The 17609-nt window shown below is 65.0% G+C and carries 20 protein-coding genes and 1 pseudogene; 12 read left to right on the top strand and 9 right to left on the bottom strand.

The features are described 5' to 3' along the window. Nucleotides 1–14: 14 nt before the first annotated feature. The 8 genes from ybgC (at nt 15) to WBG56_RS10270 (ending at nt 6250) form a co-directional block, all read left to right on the top strand. The gene (gene ybgC, locus WBG56_RS10305; RefSeq protein WP_424267938.1) at nt 15–440 is read left to right on the top strand and encodes a tol-pal system-associated acyl-CoA thioesterase; all 426 of its coding nucleotides are present in this window, start codon (nt 15–17) and stop codon (nt 438–440) included. Nucleotides 441–442: 2 nt separating this feature from the next. After that, a complete protein-coding gene (gene tolQ, locus WBG56_RS10300; RefSeq protein ID WP_424267936.1) occupies nt 443–1117 on the top strand; it encodes a protein TolQ in 675 nt (224 codons plus the stop codon). A gap of 34 nt (nt 1118–1151) precedes the next feature. After that, nucleotides 1152–1553, top strand: coding sequence for a protein TolR (tolR, locus tag WBG56_RS10295; protein ID WP_424267934.1), 402 nt, complete (start codon nt 1152–1154; stop codon nt 1551–1553). A gap of 27 nt (nt 1554–1580) precedes the next feature. Further along, a complete protein-coding gene (tolA, locus tag WBG56_RS10290; protein WP_424267932.1) occupies nt 1581–2771 on the top strand; it encodes a cell envelope integrity protein TolA in 1191 nt (396 codons plus the stop codon). 13 nt (nt 2772–2784) lie between these two features. Next, nucleotides 2785–4092, top strand: a complete 1308-nt coding sequence (gene tolB / locus WBG56_RS10285) for a Tol-Pal system beta propeller repeat protein TolB (protein ID WP_424267930.1) — start codon at nt 2785–2787, stop codon at nt 4090–4092. 36 nt (nt 4093–4128) lie between these two features. Next, complete coding sequence (gene pal / locus WBG56_RS10280; protein WP_424267928.1) at nt 4129–4623, top strand: peptidoglycan-associated lipoprotein Pal; 495 nt, start codon at nt 4129–4131, stop codon at nt 4621–4623. Between the two features lie 86 nt (nt 4624–4709). Further along, nucleotides 4710–5396 (top strand): tol-pal system protein YbgF, encoded by a 687-nt coding sequence (ybgF, locus tag WBG56_RS10275; protein ID WP_424267926.1) that lies wholly within the window; start codon nt 4710–4712, stop codon nt 5394–5396. Beyond that, entirely contained in the window at nt 5393–6250 is an 858-nt protein-coding gene (locus WBG56_RS10270; RefSeq protein WP_424267924.1) for an alpha/beta fold hydrolase, read from the top strand. Before ybgF ends, WBG56_RS10270 begins: the two co-directional genes overlap by 4 nt. Before the next feature lie 137 nt (nt 6251–6387). On the opposite strand, the gene WBG56_RS10265 is transcribed toward WBG56_RS10270, so the two are convergent. Further along, a complete protein-coding gene (locus WBG56_RS10265; protein WP_424267922.1) occupies nt 6388–6906 on the bottom strand; it encodes a copper chaperone PCu(A)C in 519 nt (172 codons plus the stop codon). 74 nt (nt 6907–6980) lie between these two features. Here WBG56_RS10265 and WBG56_RS10260 point away from each other — a divergent pair, with 74 nt between their 5' ends. After that, a complete protein-coding gene (locus WBG56_RS10260) occupies nt 6981–7466 on the top strand; it encodes a PaaI family thioesterase (RefSeq protein WP_424267921.1) in 486 nt (161 codons plus the stop codon). A gap of 86 nt (nt 7467–7552) precedes the next feature. Here the strand turns inward: WBG56_RS10260 and WBG56_RS10255 are convergent, their stop codons facing one another. The 7 genes from WBG56_RS10255 to ahpC form a co-directional block, all read right to left on the bottom strand. Then, the gene (locus tag WBG56_RS10255; RefSeq protein ID WP_424267919.1) at nt 7553–8638 is read right to left on the bottom strand and encodes a BMP family ABC transporter substrate-binding protein; all 1086 of its coding nucleotides are present in this window, start codon (nt 8636–8638) and stop codon (nt 7553–7555) included. Between the two features lie 56 nt (nt 8639–8694). After that, nucleotides 8695–9612, bottom strand: a complete 918-nt coding sequence (locus WBG56_RS10250) for an ABC transporter permease (RefSeq protein ID WP_424267917.1) — start codon at nt 9610–9612, stop codon at nt 8695–8697. 3 nt (nt 9613–9615) lie between these two features. Further along, the gene (locus WBG56_RS10245) at nt 9616–10680 is read right to left on the bottom strand and encodes an ABC transporter permease (RefSeq protein ID WP_424267915.1); all 1065 of its coding nucleotides are present in this window, start codon (nt 10678–10680) and stop codon (nt 9616–9618) included. Then, on the bottom strand, nt 10673–12217 hold the full coding sequence (locus tag WBG56_RS10240; protein ID WP_424267913.1) for an ABC transporter ATP-binding protein: 1545 nt from the start codon (nt 12215–12217) through the stop codon (nt 10673–10675). The genes WBG56_RS10245 and WBG56_RS10240 overlap by 8 nt, the downstream gene beginning before the upstream one ends. A 232-nt stretch (nt 12218–12449) precedes the next feature. Further along, on the bottom strand, nt 12450–13085 hold the full coding sequence (gene leuE, locus WBG56_RS10235) for a leucine efflux protein LeuE (protein ID WP_424267911.1): 636 nt from the start codon (nt 13083–13085) through the stop codon (nt 12450–12452). 154 nt (nt 13086–13239) lie between these two features. After that, entirely contained in the window at nt 13240–14814 is a 1575-nt protein-coding gene (gene ahpF / locus WBG56_RS10230; protein ID WP_424267909.1) for an alkyl hydroperoxide reductase subunit F, read from the bottom strand. A 197-nt stretch (nt 14815–15011) separates the two neighbouring features. Then, nucleotides 15012–15575, bottom strand: coding sequence for an alkyl hydroperoxide reductase subunit C (ahpC, locus tag WBG56_RS10225; RefSeq protein WP_424267907.1), 564 nt, complete (start codon nt 15573–15575; stop codon nt 15012–15014). Between the two features lie 384 nt (nt 15576–15959). Here ahpC and WBG56_RS10220 point away from each other — a divergent pair, with 384 nt between their 5' ends. Both WBG56_RS10220 and WBG56_RS10215 read left to right on the top strand, forming a co-directional pair. Then, the gene (locus WBG56_RS10220) at nt 15960–16496 is read left to right on the top strand and encodes a PRC-barrel domain-containing protein (protein ID WP_424267905.1); all 537 of its coding nucleotides are present in this window, start codon (nt 15960–15962) and stop codon (nt 16494–16496) included. Nucleotides 16497–16580: 84 nt separating this feature from the next. Further along, entirely contained in the window at nt 16581–16727 is a 147-nt protein-coding gene (locus WBG56_RS10215) for a lmo0937 family membrane protein (RefSeq protein WP_322997727.1), read from the top strand. Between the two features lie 97 nt (nt 16728–16824). Here the strand turns inward: WBG56_RS10215 and WBG56_RS10210 are convergent, their stop codons facing one another. Next, entirely contained in the window at nt 16825–17148 is a 324-nt protein-coding gene (locus WBG56_RS10210; RefSeq protein ID WP_424267903.1) for a BON domain-containing protein, read from the bottom strand. 183 nt (nt 17149–17331) lie between these two features. Between WBG56_RS10210 and WBG56_RS10205 the strand changes: the two are divergent. After that, nucleotides 17332–17609: pseudogene (locus WBG56_RS10205) on the top strand (hypothetical protein); the annotation flags it as partial.

The raw sequence follows: 17609 nt of genomic DNA, 5'->3' as shown, positions 1-17609 counted from the left end.
GGCTTAACGAAAAAATGAGCCCAATGCCCGCCAACGCTTCCGGCGACCTGTCCATTCGCGTATATTACGAGGACACCGATACCGGTGGCGTCGTGTACTACGCGAACTACCTGAAATTTTTCGAGCGTGGCCGCACAGAATGGCTGCGGGCGCTCGGAGTCGATCAACGCGAACTTGCAGCCCGGGAACAAATGATGTTTGTGGTCAGACATGCGGACATTGCCTACCGGCAACCGGCCCGTCTGGACGATCAGATCGACATCCGCACCACCGTCGCCGATCTGCGGGCATCGACCCTGGTGTTTCAGCAGCAGGCGCTACGCGACGGCGAATTGCTCGCCTCGGCCACGGTCCAGATCTGCACCGTGCATGCCACCACCTTCAAACCCATCCGTCTGTCCCCCTCCCTGCGGGATCTTTTGAACAAGGCCCTTCACTAACCATGCAAGCCTCTAGCGATTTGTCGCTGCTATCCCTGATCGGCAACGCCAGTATCCCCGTGCAGATCGTCATGTTGATCCTGCTCGGAGCCTCAGTCCTGTCCTGGACCTACATCTTCAGCAAACGGGCCGCCCTGCGGCGCGCCGACGAGCAAACCCGGCGCTTCGAAGATGATTTCTGGGCGGGCGGCGACCTGACGGTCCTGCAGCAGGCCATTGCCAGCCGGCGCAACGAACATGGGGCGCTGGCCCGCATTTTCGATGCCGGCATGACGGAATTCGTCAAGGCGAGGCGCTCCGCGGGCCGGGGCGACAGTCTGCTGGATGCCCCGCGCCGCGCCATGAAGGCCGCCTTCCAGCGCGAGATGGACAGCCTGGAATCCCACCTGAACTTCCTGGCCTCCACCGGCTCGGTCAGCCCCTATATCGGCCTGCTGGGCACGGTCTGGGGGATCATGCACGCTTTCATGGGCCTGTCCACCATGCAGCAGGCCACGCTGGCGGCTGTGGCCCCCGGCATCGCCGAAGCCCTGATCGCCACCGCCATCGGTCTGTTTGCCGCCATTCCGGCCGTGCTGGCCTACAACCGCTACACGAACCAGATCGACCGACTGTCGATCCGCTTTGAAAGCTTCGTGGAAGAATTCCTGAACATTCTCCAACGCCAGGTGCACTGAGATGACCTCTCTAAGCGGCCGCCGCGGACGGCGGATGAAAAACGACATCAACGTCGTGCCCTACATCGACGTCATGCTGGTCCTGCTGGTCATCTTCATGGTGACGGCCCCCATGATCACGCCGGGCCAGATTGAACTGCCCTCCGTGGGCACCGCCTCCGACGTCCCCGTCCAACCCATCGAGGTCCAGATCGACGCCCAAGGCGCATTGTCGATGCGCCTGCGCGAGGGCGGCGCCTCGTTCCGCCCCGTGGACAAGGCCAACCTGCTGGCGGAGGTCCGCGCCGCGGCAACGCCCCAGACACCGGTCGTGATCTCGGCCGACGGCAAGGTGCCCTACGAATCCGTGATGCAGGTCATGGACCAGCTGCGCAACGGCGGCGTTGCCAAGCTCGGCCTGCTCGTCAATCAAAATGCGCCGGGTGGCCGCCAGTGACGCTCCCCCTGGCAGGATTTCCGTTTCATGACATGGTTTGATCGCTTCACCAACCCCGAAGGGCAGCCCGATGGGCACGACGATCGGCATGGCCTGATCCTGTCCCTGGTGGCGCATGGCCTGCTGATCCTGCTGATGGTCGTGGGCTTTTCTTCGGCGCCCGACAATCCCGGCCCGGTCCAGGTCGAACTCTGGGCCAAAGGCACGGTCGCCGAAGCCGCTCCGCCCCAGGAGCAGCCGGAAGAAGCGCCGCCGCCCGAAGAAAAACCGGAACCGACCCCGGAGCCCCCGAAACCTGACGACAGCGCCCAGAAAGCGGCCGAGGCCGCCCAGGCCGAAGCCGCTCGCCAAGCCGCCGCCCAACAAGCCCAGTTGGCGGAAGCGCAGGCCCGCGCCGCGGCAGCGGCCAAGGCACAGGCTGATGCGGAAATCGCGCTGACCAAGGAGCGCAAGGCCCGGGAAGAGGCTGAACGCCTGGCCCAGGAACAGGCCGACAAGGCAAAGGCCGAACAGGAAGCGGCCGACAAGGCGGCGAAGGAAAAAGCCGCCAAGGAAGCCGCCGACAAGGCTGCCAAGGAAAAAGCGGCCAAGGAAGCCGCAGCCAAGGAAGCGGCTGAAAAGGCTGCGACCGAGAAAGCGGCTGAAAAGGCCGCCGCTGACAAGGCGGCCCAGGAAAAAGCCGCCGCCGACAAAGCCGCCAAGGAAAAGGCCGCCAAAGACAAAGCCGCCGCTGAAAAAGCTGCCGCCGACAAGGCGGCTCAGGAAAAAGCTGCCAAGGAAGCTGCCGAAAAGGCGGCCGCCGACAAGGCCGCCAAGGAAAAAGCGGCCAAGGACGCCGCGGCCAAACGCGAAGCGTTGAAGGCGGCCATGCGCGGCGCCGCGCTGGAAGCGGCCGGCATCCCCAACGGCAATGCCGATCACAACCAGCGCGGCGGCGGCGGCAACGACGGCTATGCCGCCAAGGTCCGCGCCTGCGTGCAGCCCGGCGTCATCTACAACGTCCCGCCGCGCAGCGGTTCGGGCAACCCGACCGCCAGCTTCCGCACGCGCCTGACGTCAAACGGACAGGTGCAGGATGTCAACCTGACACGCTCTTCAGGCGACCCGCGCTTTGATGATGCCGTGCGCAAGGGTATCCTGGCATGTTCCCCCTTCCCCAAACCGCCAAGCGGCCGGTATCCATCGTATATTGACGTGGATTACCGCATGTACGACTAAGGAGATCGTTACCATGACCGTATTTACAGCCTCCGGCTTCATCGGGCGCCTATGGCGGCGCACGACGACGGCCGGCCTGGGTCTGGCGCTGGCCGCCGTAGCGGCCACCACTGCCCATGCTCAGTTGCGTGTCGATATTTCCGGCGTCGGGGCCACCCAGTACCCGATCGCCATCGCCGACTTTTCCGGCGCTGCCAGCAGCACCTCCACCCCGGAAGTCATCCGCGCCGACCTGACCCGGTCCGGACAATTCCGCCTGATCAACGCGGCAGGCGCCAACCTGACCGCGCAAACCCCGGTCGACTACGGCACTTGGCAGTCCCGCGGGGCCGACTACCTGGCCTACGGCACGGTGGCGCAAAACGGCGGCCAATACACCGTCAGCTATCGCCTGGTGGACAACGTGCGCAAGTCCGAACTGGATTCCGCCGTGTTCAGCGGCGGCGAAGCCGAAATGCGCCGGATCGCCCACCGGATCGCCGATCGCATCTACGAAAAGATCACCGGCGTGCGCGGGGTTTTCTCCACCCGGATCGCCTATGTGTTGCAGACCAGCAACGGCTATGAGTTACAAATTGCAGATGCCGACGGTCAAAATCCTCAGGTGATGCTGCGCTCGAAACAGTCGATCATCTCGCCGACCTGGTCGCCGGACGGCAGCAAACTGGCCTACGTCAGCTTCGAATCGGGCAAATCCGTCATCTACGTGCAGACGCTGGCCAACGCCCAACGCCAGCCGATCTCCAACTACAAGGGCAACAACAGCGCACCGGCCTGGTCGCCGGACGGCAGCCACATGGCGATCGTGCTGTCTATGGACGGCATCTCGCAGATATACACCATCAACGCTGACGGCTCGAATCTGCGCCGCGTCATGCGCTCGCCCCTGATCGACACCGAACCCTACTACACCCCCGACGGACAGTCCCTGGTCTTCACCAGCGACCGCGGCGGCAGCCCCCAGATCTACAAGACCCCCGTCGCAGGCGGCGACGCCCAGCGGCTGACCTTCTCCGGCAGTTACAATATCTCACCTAGGGTATCGCCGGATGGACAACAACTGGTGTACGTTACTCGCAGAAACGGTGCTTTCAGAATTGCAAGCTTGTCCTTGGGTTCGGGCTCCGAACAGCTCTTGACAGACGGTCCGGACGATCAGTCTCCCAGTTACGCTCCCAATGGCATGCAAGTGCTCTACAGTTCGATCCAGAACGGGCGCAGCGTACTGGCAGTCACTTCGATCGACGGCCGGGTCAGGCAAACGCTGTCGGTGCTCAACGGCAAGGTCCGCGAGCCGGCCTGGGGCCCTTTCACCAATTGATTTTTTCGTGTGACTCTTTCTCTTAAAGGACATTAAATGAGCTCGCGCATCACCAGGACCCTGACCATAGCCGCTTTTGCCGCCTCCCTGGCCGCTTGCAGCTCCGTGCCGCTGGATCAAAACGGCGCTAACGGCACCGGCTCGGATTCAGCGTCCGCTGGGCAAGTCATGGATCCCTTCAATCCGCAAAGCCCGCTCGCGCAGCAACGCTCGGTCTACTTTGACTTTGACAGCTACACGGTTCCCGAACAGTACCGCAGCGTCGTCGAAATGCACGCCAACTACCTGACCAGCCATCAGGCACAGAAAGTCCGCGTCGAAGGCAACACCGACGCGCGCGGCAGCTCCGAATATAATCTGGCACTGGGCCAGCGTCGTTCGGATGCCGTGGCACGCATGATGAAGCTGCTGGGCGTCAACGCCAATCAGATCGAAGCCATCAGCTACGGTAAAGAGCGTCCCAAGGCTCAAGGCAACACCGAAGCCGACTACGCTGAAAACCGCCGCGCCGACATCAACTACCAGCGTTGATTGCCGTCTGGCCATGACAGCGCCGTAGCGGCTGACGCTACGGCGTTTTCATTTGTGCTGACACTCTGGATGGAAGGAACCGACCCATGCATGCACCGACTCATCGCCTGAATGCCCTGTCCGCGGCAGCGCTGCTGGCCCTGACGCTGGCCGCCCCGGCGGCCCATGCCTTTACCGACGACGAGGCCCGTCGCGCCATCCTGGAATTGCGCACGCAGATCCAGCAGATGAAGGACCAGAACCAGCAGGCCCGACTGCAACTGGCCGACCAGATGGATATGCTGCACCAGGAAATCGCGACCTTGCGCGGGCGGATGGAAGAACTGAACCAGCTGAGCCGCAACGCGACAGCGCCGGGGCAAGGCAACGCGCCGCAGCAACAAGCTCCGCAGACGGGCGATCCTCAGCAGCAGGCCGCCTATGAAGCCGCGGCCGATCAATACCGCAACGGCCGCTACAAAGAAGCCGCCGGCAGTTTCGCCACATTCGTCCAATCCTATCCGGACAGCGACCTGGCCACCGATGCCCAGTTCTACCTGGGCAGCAGCCAGTACGCTTCGAAGGACTTCAAGAGCTCCATCCAGACCATGCAGGCGCTGGTCAAGGCCCATCCTGATGACGCCCGCGCCCCGGATGCCCTGCTGGTGACGGCTGCCGATCAGATCGAACTGAACGACATGAAAGGCGCCAAGGCCAGCCTGCAACGCATCATCAAGGATTACCCGAAAAGCCCCGCCGCCGAAACCGCCAAGAGCCGCCTGAAGCTGCTGTGACGTCTGCCGCCCCCAACCTGCCGCACCACATCCTGCCGCTGGACGACGGCGAGCTGCACTACACCCAGGCAGGGGATGGCGGCGAGGCCATTCTGCTGATCCATGGCTCGCTCTGCGACTATCGCTACTGGCGCTGGCAAGTCCCCGCCCTGGCGGAACGCTATCGCGTCCTGGCCCCCAGCCTGCGCGGCTGCTGGCCCGACCGGCAACCGCACCCCCAGGCCGCCTATCGGGTCGATGCCCACGCGCGCGATCTGGCCCGCCTGATCCGGTCGCTGGATCTCGGGCAGGGCGTGCACGTAGTCGGCCACTCGCGCGGCGCCCAGGTCGCCCTGGCCCTGGCCGTCCAGGCCCCCGCCCTGTGCCGGTCCCTGACCCTGGCCGACCCGGGTTTCCGGTTCGACGACGAGCCGGAAACCACGCCCTTCTACGCACACGCGGTCGAACAACTGCGGGCCGGCGATGTCGACGGCGCCCTGGAGGGCTTCATCGACACCGTCAACGGCGCCGATACCTGGCGCAAGATGGTCGGCTGGTTCAAGGACATGACCCGCGACAATGCCATGACGCTGCTGTCGCAGATCCTGGAGGCCAACACCCCTGTGCGGCTGCTTGATGCCGCTGCCCTGAACGGCCCGCTGCTGCTGGTGGGCGGGGCCAACAGCCCTGCCAAATACGGTGTTCGCCAGGACCGGCTGCAGCAGATGCATCCCCATGCCCGTCGGGCGCGTATTGCGCTGGCGGCGCACGGCATGAACCTGGCCAACCCCAGGGCCTTCAACCGGGCCGTCCTGGAATTCGTTGATTCGGCGCGCGCCCCGACCGTCTCCGCTACCGTCGCCGCCGCGCGCTGACGGCGCGAGCCCTGCCTGGCGGAGCTTGCGACCGCTTGGCCGGGCTTTCCGGTCCGTTTGGCGGGGCCTTCGCTCGACGGCTCAACCGGGGTTGCCGATCACGGGCTTGCGCCGGGCCGGCCACCCCGGACCGGGCATCAGTGCTTCATGCTGTGGCCGGACGTGCCGGACATGGCATTGGCGGGCTTGACCTCGCACTGCGCAGTGACGCGCTGGCCATTGTCCAACGCAAAATCGACCTGTACGTGCTCACCGACTTTCAGGCCGCTGCGCCCCTGCTCCAGCATCATGTGGTAGCTGCCGGGCTTGAACGCCAATTGCCCGCCGGCCGGCACGGCGACCTGATGCACCATGGACATTTTGCTGACGCCGTTTTCTTCCGTCGTCTGGTGGATCATGACCTCGGCGTAGTCCGCGGACCGGGCGCCCACCAGGTTCACCGCCTGCGTCCCGGCATTATGGAAGACGAGAAACCCCCCCGAGGGCGCCGGGGCCGGCAAGCGGCGGATCCAGCAGTCCGACGCCGTGACGGCCGTCGACACCGGCGCATCGGCGGCCGGCGCCTGCGCCATCGCGCCATGATTGGCGGCCCACGCCGACGTCGCCAGCAGCATGCAGGCCGACAGACCGCCCGCGATCATTCCTATCCGATTCATTGTCCTACCACCCTTCAAGCCAGGCGCAGTCCGCCCCCATGGCCCTGCGCGACACCGGCTCAGGCCAGTGTACTATGGGCTTTTCCGCCCTCTTTTGCGCCATGTCCAATCTTGCTCACTCAGCGGAGACAGCCGCTCTTCCCGCCGCGCACATCACTCCGGACGGGTTCCGGGAGCTGCTGGCGCGACTGCATCCCTTCGCCGCCGTGCTGGGCATCGAAATCCAGGACATCCGCTACGGACAGGCCACCCTGCGTCTCCCCCCGAACCCGGCCAACCAGCGCCTGGGGGGCATCGTGGCGGGGCCCATGCTGATGGGGCTTGCGGACCTGGCCCTGTACGCCGCCGTGGTCAGCGCCACCGGCGTGCCGGAAGCCGTCACCGCCAGCCTGACCATCAATTTCCTGCGCGGCGCGCCGGCCGGCGGCATCATCGCCCAGGCGAACATATTGAAAACCGGCCGCATGACGGCCGGTGAAGTCCTGCTGCTGCCCGAAGGCGGCGGGGAACCCGTCGCCCAGGTCATCAGCACCTGGTCCGTTCCCAAAAAGGCCTCTTAGAAAGCCTTTTCGCCGCCGGGCAGCCTCAAGGCCCGCCCCCCTTGGGGGGGCAGCAAGCAGCCGCAGGCTGTGCAGCGTGGGGGCCCTTAGTTCTTCGTCAGCTTGCCCACCACGCCCTCGACGTAGTAGTCCATGGCGTTCAGGCCCTTGTCGTCCAGGGCGCCTTCGGCCAGCACGACCTTGCCTTCGTTGGTCTTGATGGGCGCGGCAAAGACATTCAGCGTGCCGTTGGCGATGGCGTCTTCCTTGGCCTTGACCTCGGCCTTCAGGGCGTCATCCACCGCGGGGCCGAAGCCTTCGACGTCCACCATGTGTTCCTTGAAACCGCCCCAGACCTGATCGGACTTCCAGGTGCCGTCCAGCATCGCCTGGGCTTCGCGCGTGAAATACGGCCCCCAGTGGTGGGTGACGGCGGCCAGCTGGGCGTGCGGGCCGAACTTCAGCATGTCCGAATGGTAGGCGATAGCCCACTTGCCGCGTTCTTCGGCAGCTTGCACGGTCGCGGTGGAATCCGTGTGGTGCGTGACGATGTCGGCGCCCTGATCCAGCAGCGCCAAGGCGGCATCGCGTTCCTTGCCCGGGTCGAACCAGCTGTTGACCATGATGACGCGCACCGTCGCATCCGGCTTGACGCTGCGCAGGCCGCGCGTGAAGGCGTTGATACCCTGAAGCACTTCAGGGATCGGATAAGCGCCGACATAGCCGATCACGCCCGTCTGGGTCTTGTGACCCGCCAGCACCCCGGCCACATACCGGGCCTGATAAAAGCGCGCATTGGTCGTGGCGACGTTGGGCGCGGTCTTGTAGCCGGTGGAGTGCACGAACTTCACATCGGGGAACTGCCTGGCGACCTTGATGGTCGGGTTCATGAAGCCGAACGACGTGGTGAAGATCAGCTTGTTGCCCTGCTGGGCCAGGTCGCGGATGACGCGTTCGGCATCGGCGCCTTCGGGCACGTCCTCGACGTACTGGGTCTTGATCTTGTCACCCAGCTTCTGCTCCATGTATTTACGGCCCAGATCCTGCTGCCAGGACCAGCCGGCTTCGCCCACGGGGCTGACATACACAAAGCCGATCTTCAGGGGCTCCTGGGCCGCGGCCGGACCGGCGGCCCACAGGCAGGCGGCGGCCGTCACGGCCCCCAGAGTTTGGCGTATCACACGAGTTTTCATGGTGGGAGATCTCCGTCGAGGTCAAGGTTTGAATCAGAGTCGGACAGCGGATGCCGTCAACTGTTGGGGTTGAACACGCGCCCCAGGGAAGCGGGCATATTGATGCGGATCCAGTCGACATTGCGTGAAATGAGGACCAGCACCAGGATCGTGGCCAGATACGGCAGCATGGACAGCAATTGCGAGGCGATGGGCACGCCCAGCGCCTGCATGTGGAACGTCAGGATCGTGATGCCGCCAAACAGATAAGCCCCGATCAACACGCGCAGCGGCCGCCAGGTGGCGAACGGCGTCAGGGCCAGTGCGATCCAGCCCCGGCCGGCCACCATGTTTTCGACCCACATCGGGGTGTAGACCAGGGACATGAACGCCCCTGCCAGGCCGCAGCAGGCGCCGCCGAACAACAGCGCGGCCAGGCGGATGCGGCGCACCGGATACCCCAGGGCATGGGCGGATTCAGGGGATTCGCCCACTGCCCGCAGCACCAGCCCGGCCCGGGTCCGGTACAGGAACACACTGAGCAACACGGACAAGGCCAGCGCCCCATAGACCATGGGGTGGTGCTGGAACAGGGCAGGTCCGATGAACGGGATGTCGCCCAGCACGGGAACCGACCAGGTCGAGGCCTGAATCGTGGCGCCGACATACGGCAGGCCGATCGAGGCCGACAGGCCCACCCCGAACAGGGACAAGGCCAGGCCGCAGGCGATCTGATTGGCCCCCAGCCAGACCACCAGCCAGGCGAAGAGCCCGGCCATCAGGGCGCCCACGAAGGCGCCGCCGACAAACCCCACGGCGGTGCTGCCGGTCTGGACCGTCAGGGCGAAACCCAGCGCCGCCGCCACCAGCATCATGCCTTCGGAACCCAGGTTGATGACCCCGGATTTTTCATTGATCAGCAGCCCCAGGGCCGCCAGCATCAGGGGCGTGCCCGCATTCATGGCGGCCGCGATGAGAGGAGCCAAGGCGTCCATGGGTCAGTGCCTCCAGCGCAGTCGTTGGTGGATCAGGACATCGCAGGCCAGCAGGGAAAACAGCAGGATCCCCTGGAAGATGCCCGTGATGGCGTTGGGCATGCCCAGACGGGTCTGGGACAACTCGCCGCCGATGTAGAACAGCGCCATGATGAAACTGGCAAAGATGACCCCGATCGGGTGCAGGCGCCCGACGAAGGCCACGATGATGGCCGCGAAGCCGTAGCCCGGCGAGACGGAGGGCGTCACCTGGCCGATGGGCCCCATGATTTCGCAGGCGCCGGCCACCCCGGCCAGGGCGCCGGACCCCAGCAGGCACCCCCACAAGGCCCGCCTTGAGGAAAACCCGGCATAGCGGGCGGCCAGCGGAGCCAGGCCGCCGACCGTCAGGCGGTAGCCGGCGAACAGGCGGGAGAGCAGCAGCCAGGCGAACAGCGCGGCCAATAGCGCCAGCACGATCCCCAGGTGCAGGCGCGTGCCCGGCCAGACCGGCAGCAGGAAACCGGCATCGAACAGGCGGGACTGGGGAAAGCCGAAACCATCCGGATCGCGCATCACCCCGTGCACCAGATAACTGAGCAGCAGTTGCGCCACATAGACCAGCATCAGGGACACCAGGATCTCATTGGCGTGATAGCGGTCGCGCAGCCATGCCACCAGCGCCGCCCAGAAGGCCCCGCCCAGGGCGCCGGCGATGAGCGCCAGGGTGATCATCAGGGGGCCGCCCCCGGCGCCCGAGCCGTCATCGAACTGCAGGATGAAGGCGCCGGCCGTGACCGCGCCGATCACCAACTGCCCTTCGGCGCCGATATTGAAGATATTGGCCCGGAAGCACAGGGCCAGCCCCACCGAACACAAAAGCAGCGGGGCGACCTTGACGCCGATTTCCGACCAGCCCCGCAAACTGCTGAGGGGCTCGATGAAAAAGATCGCCAGCCCTTGCAGCGGCGATTTGCCGACCGCCAGGAACATGAACACCCCGCACAGGGCGGTCAGGGCCAGGGCCAGCAGCGGCGACACCCAGGCCATGCGGCGCGAAGGCTGGGCGCGAGGGATCAGCTCAAGCATGAACGACCTCCTGGGTGGCGTCCCGGGCGGCGTCCTCCGCGCCCGGCCACAGGCCGCTCATCCATTGGCCGATTTGTTCGCGGCTGGCCTGTTCCCGCGCGATCGGGGGGGACAGGCGGCCCTTGGCCATGACGACCAGGCGGTCGGACAGTTCCAGCAATTCGTCGAGCTCCTCGGAAATCAGCAGGATGGCGCACCCCGCATCGCGCAATGCCAGAAGTTCGCCCCGGATCTGCGCCGCCGCGCCGACGTCCACCCCCCAGGTGGGTTGGGCGATGATCAGCAGCCGGGGCTGGCGCACGACTTCCCGGCCGACGATGAATTTCTGCAGATTGCCCCCCGACAGGCTGCCCGCCGGGGCCTGCGGCCCGGCGGCCTTGACGTGAAAGCGATCGATAATGCCGGCGGTGATGCGCTGCACGGCGCCGGCGCGGATCCATCCGTGGCGCACGGTCTGCGCCCCCTGATGCGACAGCAGCAGATTACGGGCCAGGCTGAGTTCCGGCACGGCGCCGCGGCCCAGGCGCTCTTCGGGCACAAACGCCAGCCCCTGCGCCCGCCGCCACGCGGCCGATTGCCGGCCGATGGGCGCGCCGTCCAGTTCGATGGATGCCTGCGCGGCCCGCTGGTCCTCGCCGGAGAGCACCCCCATGAGTTCCTGCTGACCATTACCCGACACGCCCGCCACCCCCAGGATTTCCCCGGCATGCAGGTCGAACGCGACCTGGGACAGCGGCGTGGCGAAGGGGTGCGCGCGCGGCAGGTCCAGCCCCCGCACCTGCATCAGCACCGCCCCGGCCTGGCGGGCCTGGCGCTGCTGCACCGGCAGATCGGCGCCGATCATCAGGCGCGACAGGCTGGCCTCGGTTTCCTGGCGCGGGTCACAGACGCCCGTCACCCGCCCCGCCCGCATCACGGTGCAGCGGTGGCACAGGCTGCGAATCTCGTCGAGCTTGTGGCTGATGTACAGGATGCTGCAGCCTTCGGCGGCCAGCTGGCGCAATACATCAAAGAGCCGCTGCACGGCCTGGGGGGTCAGGACCGAGGTCGGCTCGTCCAGGATCAGCAGGCGAGGCTTGCCCAGCAGGGCGCGGACGATCTCGACGCGCTGGCGCTCGCCCACGGACAGGGTATGGACATGCCGGTGCGGCTGGATGTCCAGCCCGTATTGTTCGGCCGTCTGCGCGATGCGGCCGGCCAAGGTCTGCAATGGGATGTCGGACGACAGGCCCAGGGCGATGTTCTCCGCCACCGTCAGGGTGTCGAACAGGGAAAAATGCTGGAACACCATGCCCAGCCCCAAGGCGCGGGCGGCCGCCGGATGGGCGATCTGCACGGCCTGGCCATCCCATTCGACCGTGCCGGCATCGGGGCGCACCACGCCATAGATGATTTTCATCAGAGTGGATTTGCCCGCCCCGTTTTCACCCAGCACGGCATGGATTTCGCCGGGCTCGACCGTCAGATCCACCGCGTCATTGGCGCGAACCGCGGGATAGGTTTTGGTGATGCGATGTAAGGCCAGTCGCGGCGGCATGCAGGCGTCCTGTTCGAATCGTTCGTGAAACAGCCGGATTCGAAAAATTCTACTCAGGAAGCGTACGGCGGCCTAAAGGGGACAAACCCCTAGGCGCGCGGGACACACCCGAATGACGCGAACCGCCAGGCCCGCCACGCGGTCGTGTGCGGGTCCCCGGCACCGGGACATCACGTTTGATGAATGGTGGATATTAGCGCAGAGTGATAATGGCTGTCATGCGCGGCCCCGGTCAGGCCTCAAAGGCCATGCGGCCGGCGAACCACAGAAACAACGCGCCCACCAGGCCGCTGCCGGTGCGCGCCAGTCCCTGGCGCCGCCGGAAGGCGGCCGCCAGGCGCGAACCGCCAAAGATCAAGGACGACAGATAGAGCGCGCTGCACACCTGCAAAATGGCGGCCAGGATCAGAAAAGACAGGGCCGGATGCGGATAGGCCGGGTCCACGAACTGGACGAAGAACGACAGCAGGAACAGGATGGCCTTGGGGTTGAGCAGGCTGAGCAGCAAAGCCTTGTGGAAGGGATTGCCGGCAGCGCTGGACACGGTCTTGGCCTCGCCATGGCCCGGCCGCCAGGCCGACCACAACAAGCGAAGCCCCAGGTAGCTGAGATACACGGCGCCCACGGCCTTCAAGGCCAGGAACAGCACCGGCAACAGCCGCAGCACGGATGCGGCGCCAGCGGCCGTCAGCGTCATGAGGATGGAGTCCCCCAGGAACACCCCGCAGGCGGCCTGGTACCCCGCCTTGACCCCGCGCCCGGCCCCGATGGCCAGCACGAACAAGGAATTGGGCCCCGGCAACAGCACGATGAAGATGACGCCGGCCAGATAGGTCCAGACATCCAGAACGCCGTATTCAGAAAACATGGTGGGTATGGGTCGGAGGAGCCGCTCCAGGCGGCCACGCGCGGGAATTGCGCGTGATCATTGTATCTGGATCGGATCCATGAAATGCGCGGATGGGAGACAAAAAAGGCCCCACAGTGTCACTGTGGGGCCCGGGGTACATCCGTTGCGTCGATCAGGCCGCGGCGACCGCATCGGCTTCGACCGAACTGCGGATCAGGTGATCGAAGGCCGACAAGGCAGCCTTGGCGCCATCGCCGGCGGCGATGATGATCTGCTTGTAGGGCACCGTCGTCGCGTCGCCGGCGGCGAACACGCCGGGCACCGAGGTCTGGCCGCGCGCATCGACCGCGATTTCGCCATGCCGGGTCAGATCCACCGCGCCCTTCAGCCATTCGGTGTTGGGCACCAGACCGATCTGGATGAACACGCCTTCCAGCTCGACCTGATGGACGTCGCCGCTGTTGCGGTCCTTGTAGCTCAGCCCGGTGACGCGCTTGCCGTCGCCGTGGATTTCCGTGGTCTGCGCCGACGTCAGGATGACGACGTTGGGCAGGCTGCGCACTTTGCGCTGCAGGATCTCGTCCGCACGCAAGGCGTCGCCGAATTCCACCAGGGTGACATGACCGACGATGCCAGCCAGGTCGATCGCCGCCTCGACGCCCGAATTGCCGCCGCCGATGACCGCCACGCGCTTGCCCTTGAACAGAGGGCCGTCGCAGTGCGGGCAGTAGGCCACGCCGCGATTGCGGTATTCGTCCTCGCCCGGCACATTGATCTGGCGCCAGCGGGCCCCCGTGGACAGGATGACGTTCTTGGCCTTCAGCACGGCGCCGCTGGCCAGTTCCACCTGGATGGACTTGCCCGGCACCAGTTTGGTGGCCCGCTGCAGGTTCATGATGTCCACTTCGTAGGCCTTGACGTGCTGTTCCAGCGCCACGCCGAATTTGGGGCCTTCGGTTTCCAGCACCGAAATGTAATTTTCGATCGCCATGGTATCCAGCACCTGGCCGCCGAAACGTTCGGCCACGACACCGGTGCGGATGCCCTTGCGGGCCGCATAGACGGCCGCTGCCGCGCCGGCGGGGCCGCCGCCCACGACCAGCACGTCGAATTCCTCGCGGGCGTTCAGGGCATCGACCTTGGCGTCATCGTTGCCGGCATCCAGCTTCGCGAGGAATTCCTCGACCCCTGCGCGGCCCTGATGGAACAGTTCGCCGTTCAGGAACACCGCCGGCACGGACAGGATTTCGCGCTTCTGCACTTCATCCTGGAACAGGGCGCCGTCGATGGCCACGTGACGGATGCGCGGGTTGATGACCGACATCGCATTCAGCGCCTGGACCACGTCCGGGCAGTTCTGGCACGACAGGGAAAAATAGGTTTCGAACCGGTAGTCGCCCGGCAGGGCGCGGATCTGCTCGACCACGGCATCGTCCAGCTTGGGCGGATGGCCGCCGACCTGCAGCAGCGCCAGCACCAGCGAGGTGAATTCATGCCCCAGCGGCATCCCGGCGAAGCGCACGCCGATATCGCTGCCGGCCCGGGCGATTTCAAACGAAGGGCTGCGGCCGTCCTCGGCCGCGGCTTCGGAAAGGGACAGCTTGTCGGACAGACCGGCGATTTCTTCCAGAAAGACGCGCAATTCCTGCGCCTGGGTGCTGCCATCCAGGGAGGCGCGCAGCTCGACGGGCAGCGTGACCCGCTCGAGATAGGTTCCTAATTGTCCTTTGAGGTTCGCATCCAGCATATTCACACCTTTTTGGAAAAAACTTCCCCCAGGCAGTCCATTATGGCACCGCCCAATCAAACGCATGGGGAGAAAAATGGGCGGCCCGCCCGTAGCCGGGCCGCGATCGCTTCATGCGCACCCTGCGTGGTTCAGCCAGGCAGGATGCTTGGCGCGCCGGCGGCTCGTGCCGCCGCACGCCTTTCAGGCGACGCCGATCAGATCTTGCCGACCAGGTCCAGGGAGGGGGTCAGGGTCTTGGCGCCTTCTTCCCACTTGGCCGGGCAGACTTCACCCGGGTGAGCCGCGATGTACTGGGCGGCCTTGACCTTGCGCATCAGTTCGGACGCGTCGCGGCCGATACCGTTGTCGTGGATTTCCAGGACCTTGATTTCGCCGGCGGGATTGACCACGAAGGTGCCGCGCAGGGCGATGCCTTCTTCCTCGATCAGCACGTCGAAGTTGCGCGACAGCGCGTGGGTCGGGTCGCCGATCATCGGATAGTTGACCTTCTTGATCGCGTCGGACGTGTCGTGCCAGGCCTTGTGGGCGAAATGGGTGTCGGTGGACACGGAATAGACTTCCACGCCCAGCTTCTGGAATTCAGCGTAATGGTCGGCCAGGTCTTCCAGTTCGGTCGGGCACACGAACGTGAAGTCGGCGGGGTAGAACACAAACACGGCCCATTTGCCGGCGACGGTCTGGTCGCTGACCTCGACGAACTTGCCATTGTGATAAGCAGTGGCTTTGAAGGGCTTGATCGTGGTGTTGATCAGGGACATAAGGACTCCTTGTGGTTGGTTCAGGACGTTGCCTCAGTGGCTACAGGAGCTAGTGTAGGCAATCCCTATTGATAAGTAAAATTGATAGTTTTTATTGTTACGATTGATATTGCCTATCAAATATGCCGCCAGACGTGCAACAAGACCTCCGGAATCGTACCCGTATCTTAAGGGCGGGTTCCCATCATCCACGGGCTGAAATCATATTCAAGCGTGCGAATGCCTGATGACAGGCAGCTTTCAGCCGGATCTTGAATCACATTATCCGGAACATGGCAGCTGAATAATTGCTAACAGTTATAGTCATCTCGTCGTTGACGGCCTCAAAAGGCGGGGCGTAGCTTGAATACTACTGCCTTCTCATCTTTATGGAGGATACGTCTTATGCGAGCAAAACATACTCTGGCCGCAATGGCCGTGATATCCATGACACTGACCGGGGCGGGCTATGCCCAGACCAGCCCAGGCGCCTCGTCCACCCCCGCGCCAGCTGCCGGCGAGGCTTCCGCCAGCCAGCAGGAATCGTCCCAGATGCTGGCCAGCAACCTCATCGGCATGCCGGTCAGGAACGGAACGGACGACAAGGCCGAGGACATCGGCAAGATCACCGATCTGGTGCTGAACCAGGACCAGAAGACCGTCAACGTGCTGATCGGCGTGGGCGGCTTCCTGGGGATCGGCGCCAAGGACGTGGGGGTGCCGCTGGAAAAGGTGCAGATCAATTCCCAGGCCAAGACCGCCGTCGTGCACATGAGCAAGAAGGAACTGGAACAGGCGCCGGCCTATGTGACGCTGGCCGACAAGCAGGCCAAGGAGCAGCAGGCTGAGCAACAGTCCCAGATGAAGCAGCAGCAGACGCAGCCGCCTTCTTCCCCGATGGGTTCGCCGGCTCCCGCCGGCGGCGGCAATGCCTCGCAATAACTGCGTATGACGTCCGGCTGACCGGCCTGCATTCACGCAGGCGGTTGCCCGGCGATATCCAGCAATAACAAAAAGGGGAGATCCATGCTCTATACCATTGCCGTCGTCTTATTGATCCTGTGGCTGCTGGGGCTGGTCAGTTCATACACCATCGGCGGTTTCATCCATATCCTGCTGGTCATCGCCGTGATCATGATTCTGGTGCGCCTGATCAGCGGACGGCGCTTGTAGCCGCATTCGGCGCCTTCGCGCGCCGTCACGGCACGCAATCGGCGGCGTGCTCCGGGATCTGCGTCACCCCGGAACAAGCCGCCGAATCCCGGACGGGTCAGGGCGCCACGACGATATTGTTGTGGACTTCCTTGACACCATGGACCGAGCTGGCAACCTGGCCGGCGCGGTCCTTTTCCTTCTGGGTCTTGGCGAAACCCGACAGCTGGACAATGCCGCCCTGGATGGTCTTCACATTGATGTTGGCCGCCGGACCCGCCCCCAGGTCATCGGCGATGCTGGCCTTGACCCGGGTGGTCACCACCGACCCATCGACGTATTCGCCCACGGATTCCTGGTGATTGGCGACGGAGCACCCCGCCAGAGTCGCGACGCTCAGGCCCAGGGCGGCGGCCAGGGCGATCTTGTGTGTCATTCCCATGCTTATTCTCCTTCTGACGGCGCGGACGGCGTCCGGCGCATGATTGCTTCAACGATGAGAAGTCTTTCTACGGTACACCGGCGCCGCCGGGTTCCGCACTTCAAGCTGTAACACGGGCCCGGACCGCGTCCTGGCTCTACACTGGGACAGGCATGGCCTCGCCGCCCCGAAGGAGTCTCCTCGATGCCGACACGCCCTCTCCTCATGCGCCTTGTCCGCGCCCCTTCCGCACTGCTGCTGGCCCTGTGCTGCATCTGTCCGGCGCACGCCGCGCACGTCCTGGTGGACGCAGGCCACGGCCCGGAACAGCCGGGCGCGACAGGCGCCAGCGGCCGCGCCGAATATCTGTACAACCGGGATCTGGCCTCCGCCCTTGCCAGGGCGCTCGCGGCGCTGGGCGAGCGGACGACCCGGGTCGAGGGTGTCGGCGCGGACATCCCCCCGGCCCGGCGCGCAACGGG

Source organism: Castellaniella sp. (genome assembly GCF_049671645.1).
GTDB lineage: Bacteria > Pseudomonadota > Gammaproteobacteria > Burkholderiales > Burkholderiaceae_B > Castellaniella.
The sequence above is the reverse complement of the archived record's forward strand: the minus strand, read 5'-3'. Positions and strand labels throughout refer to the sequence as shown.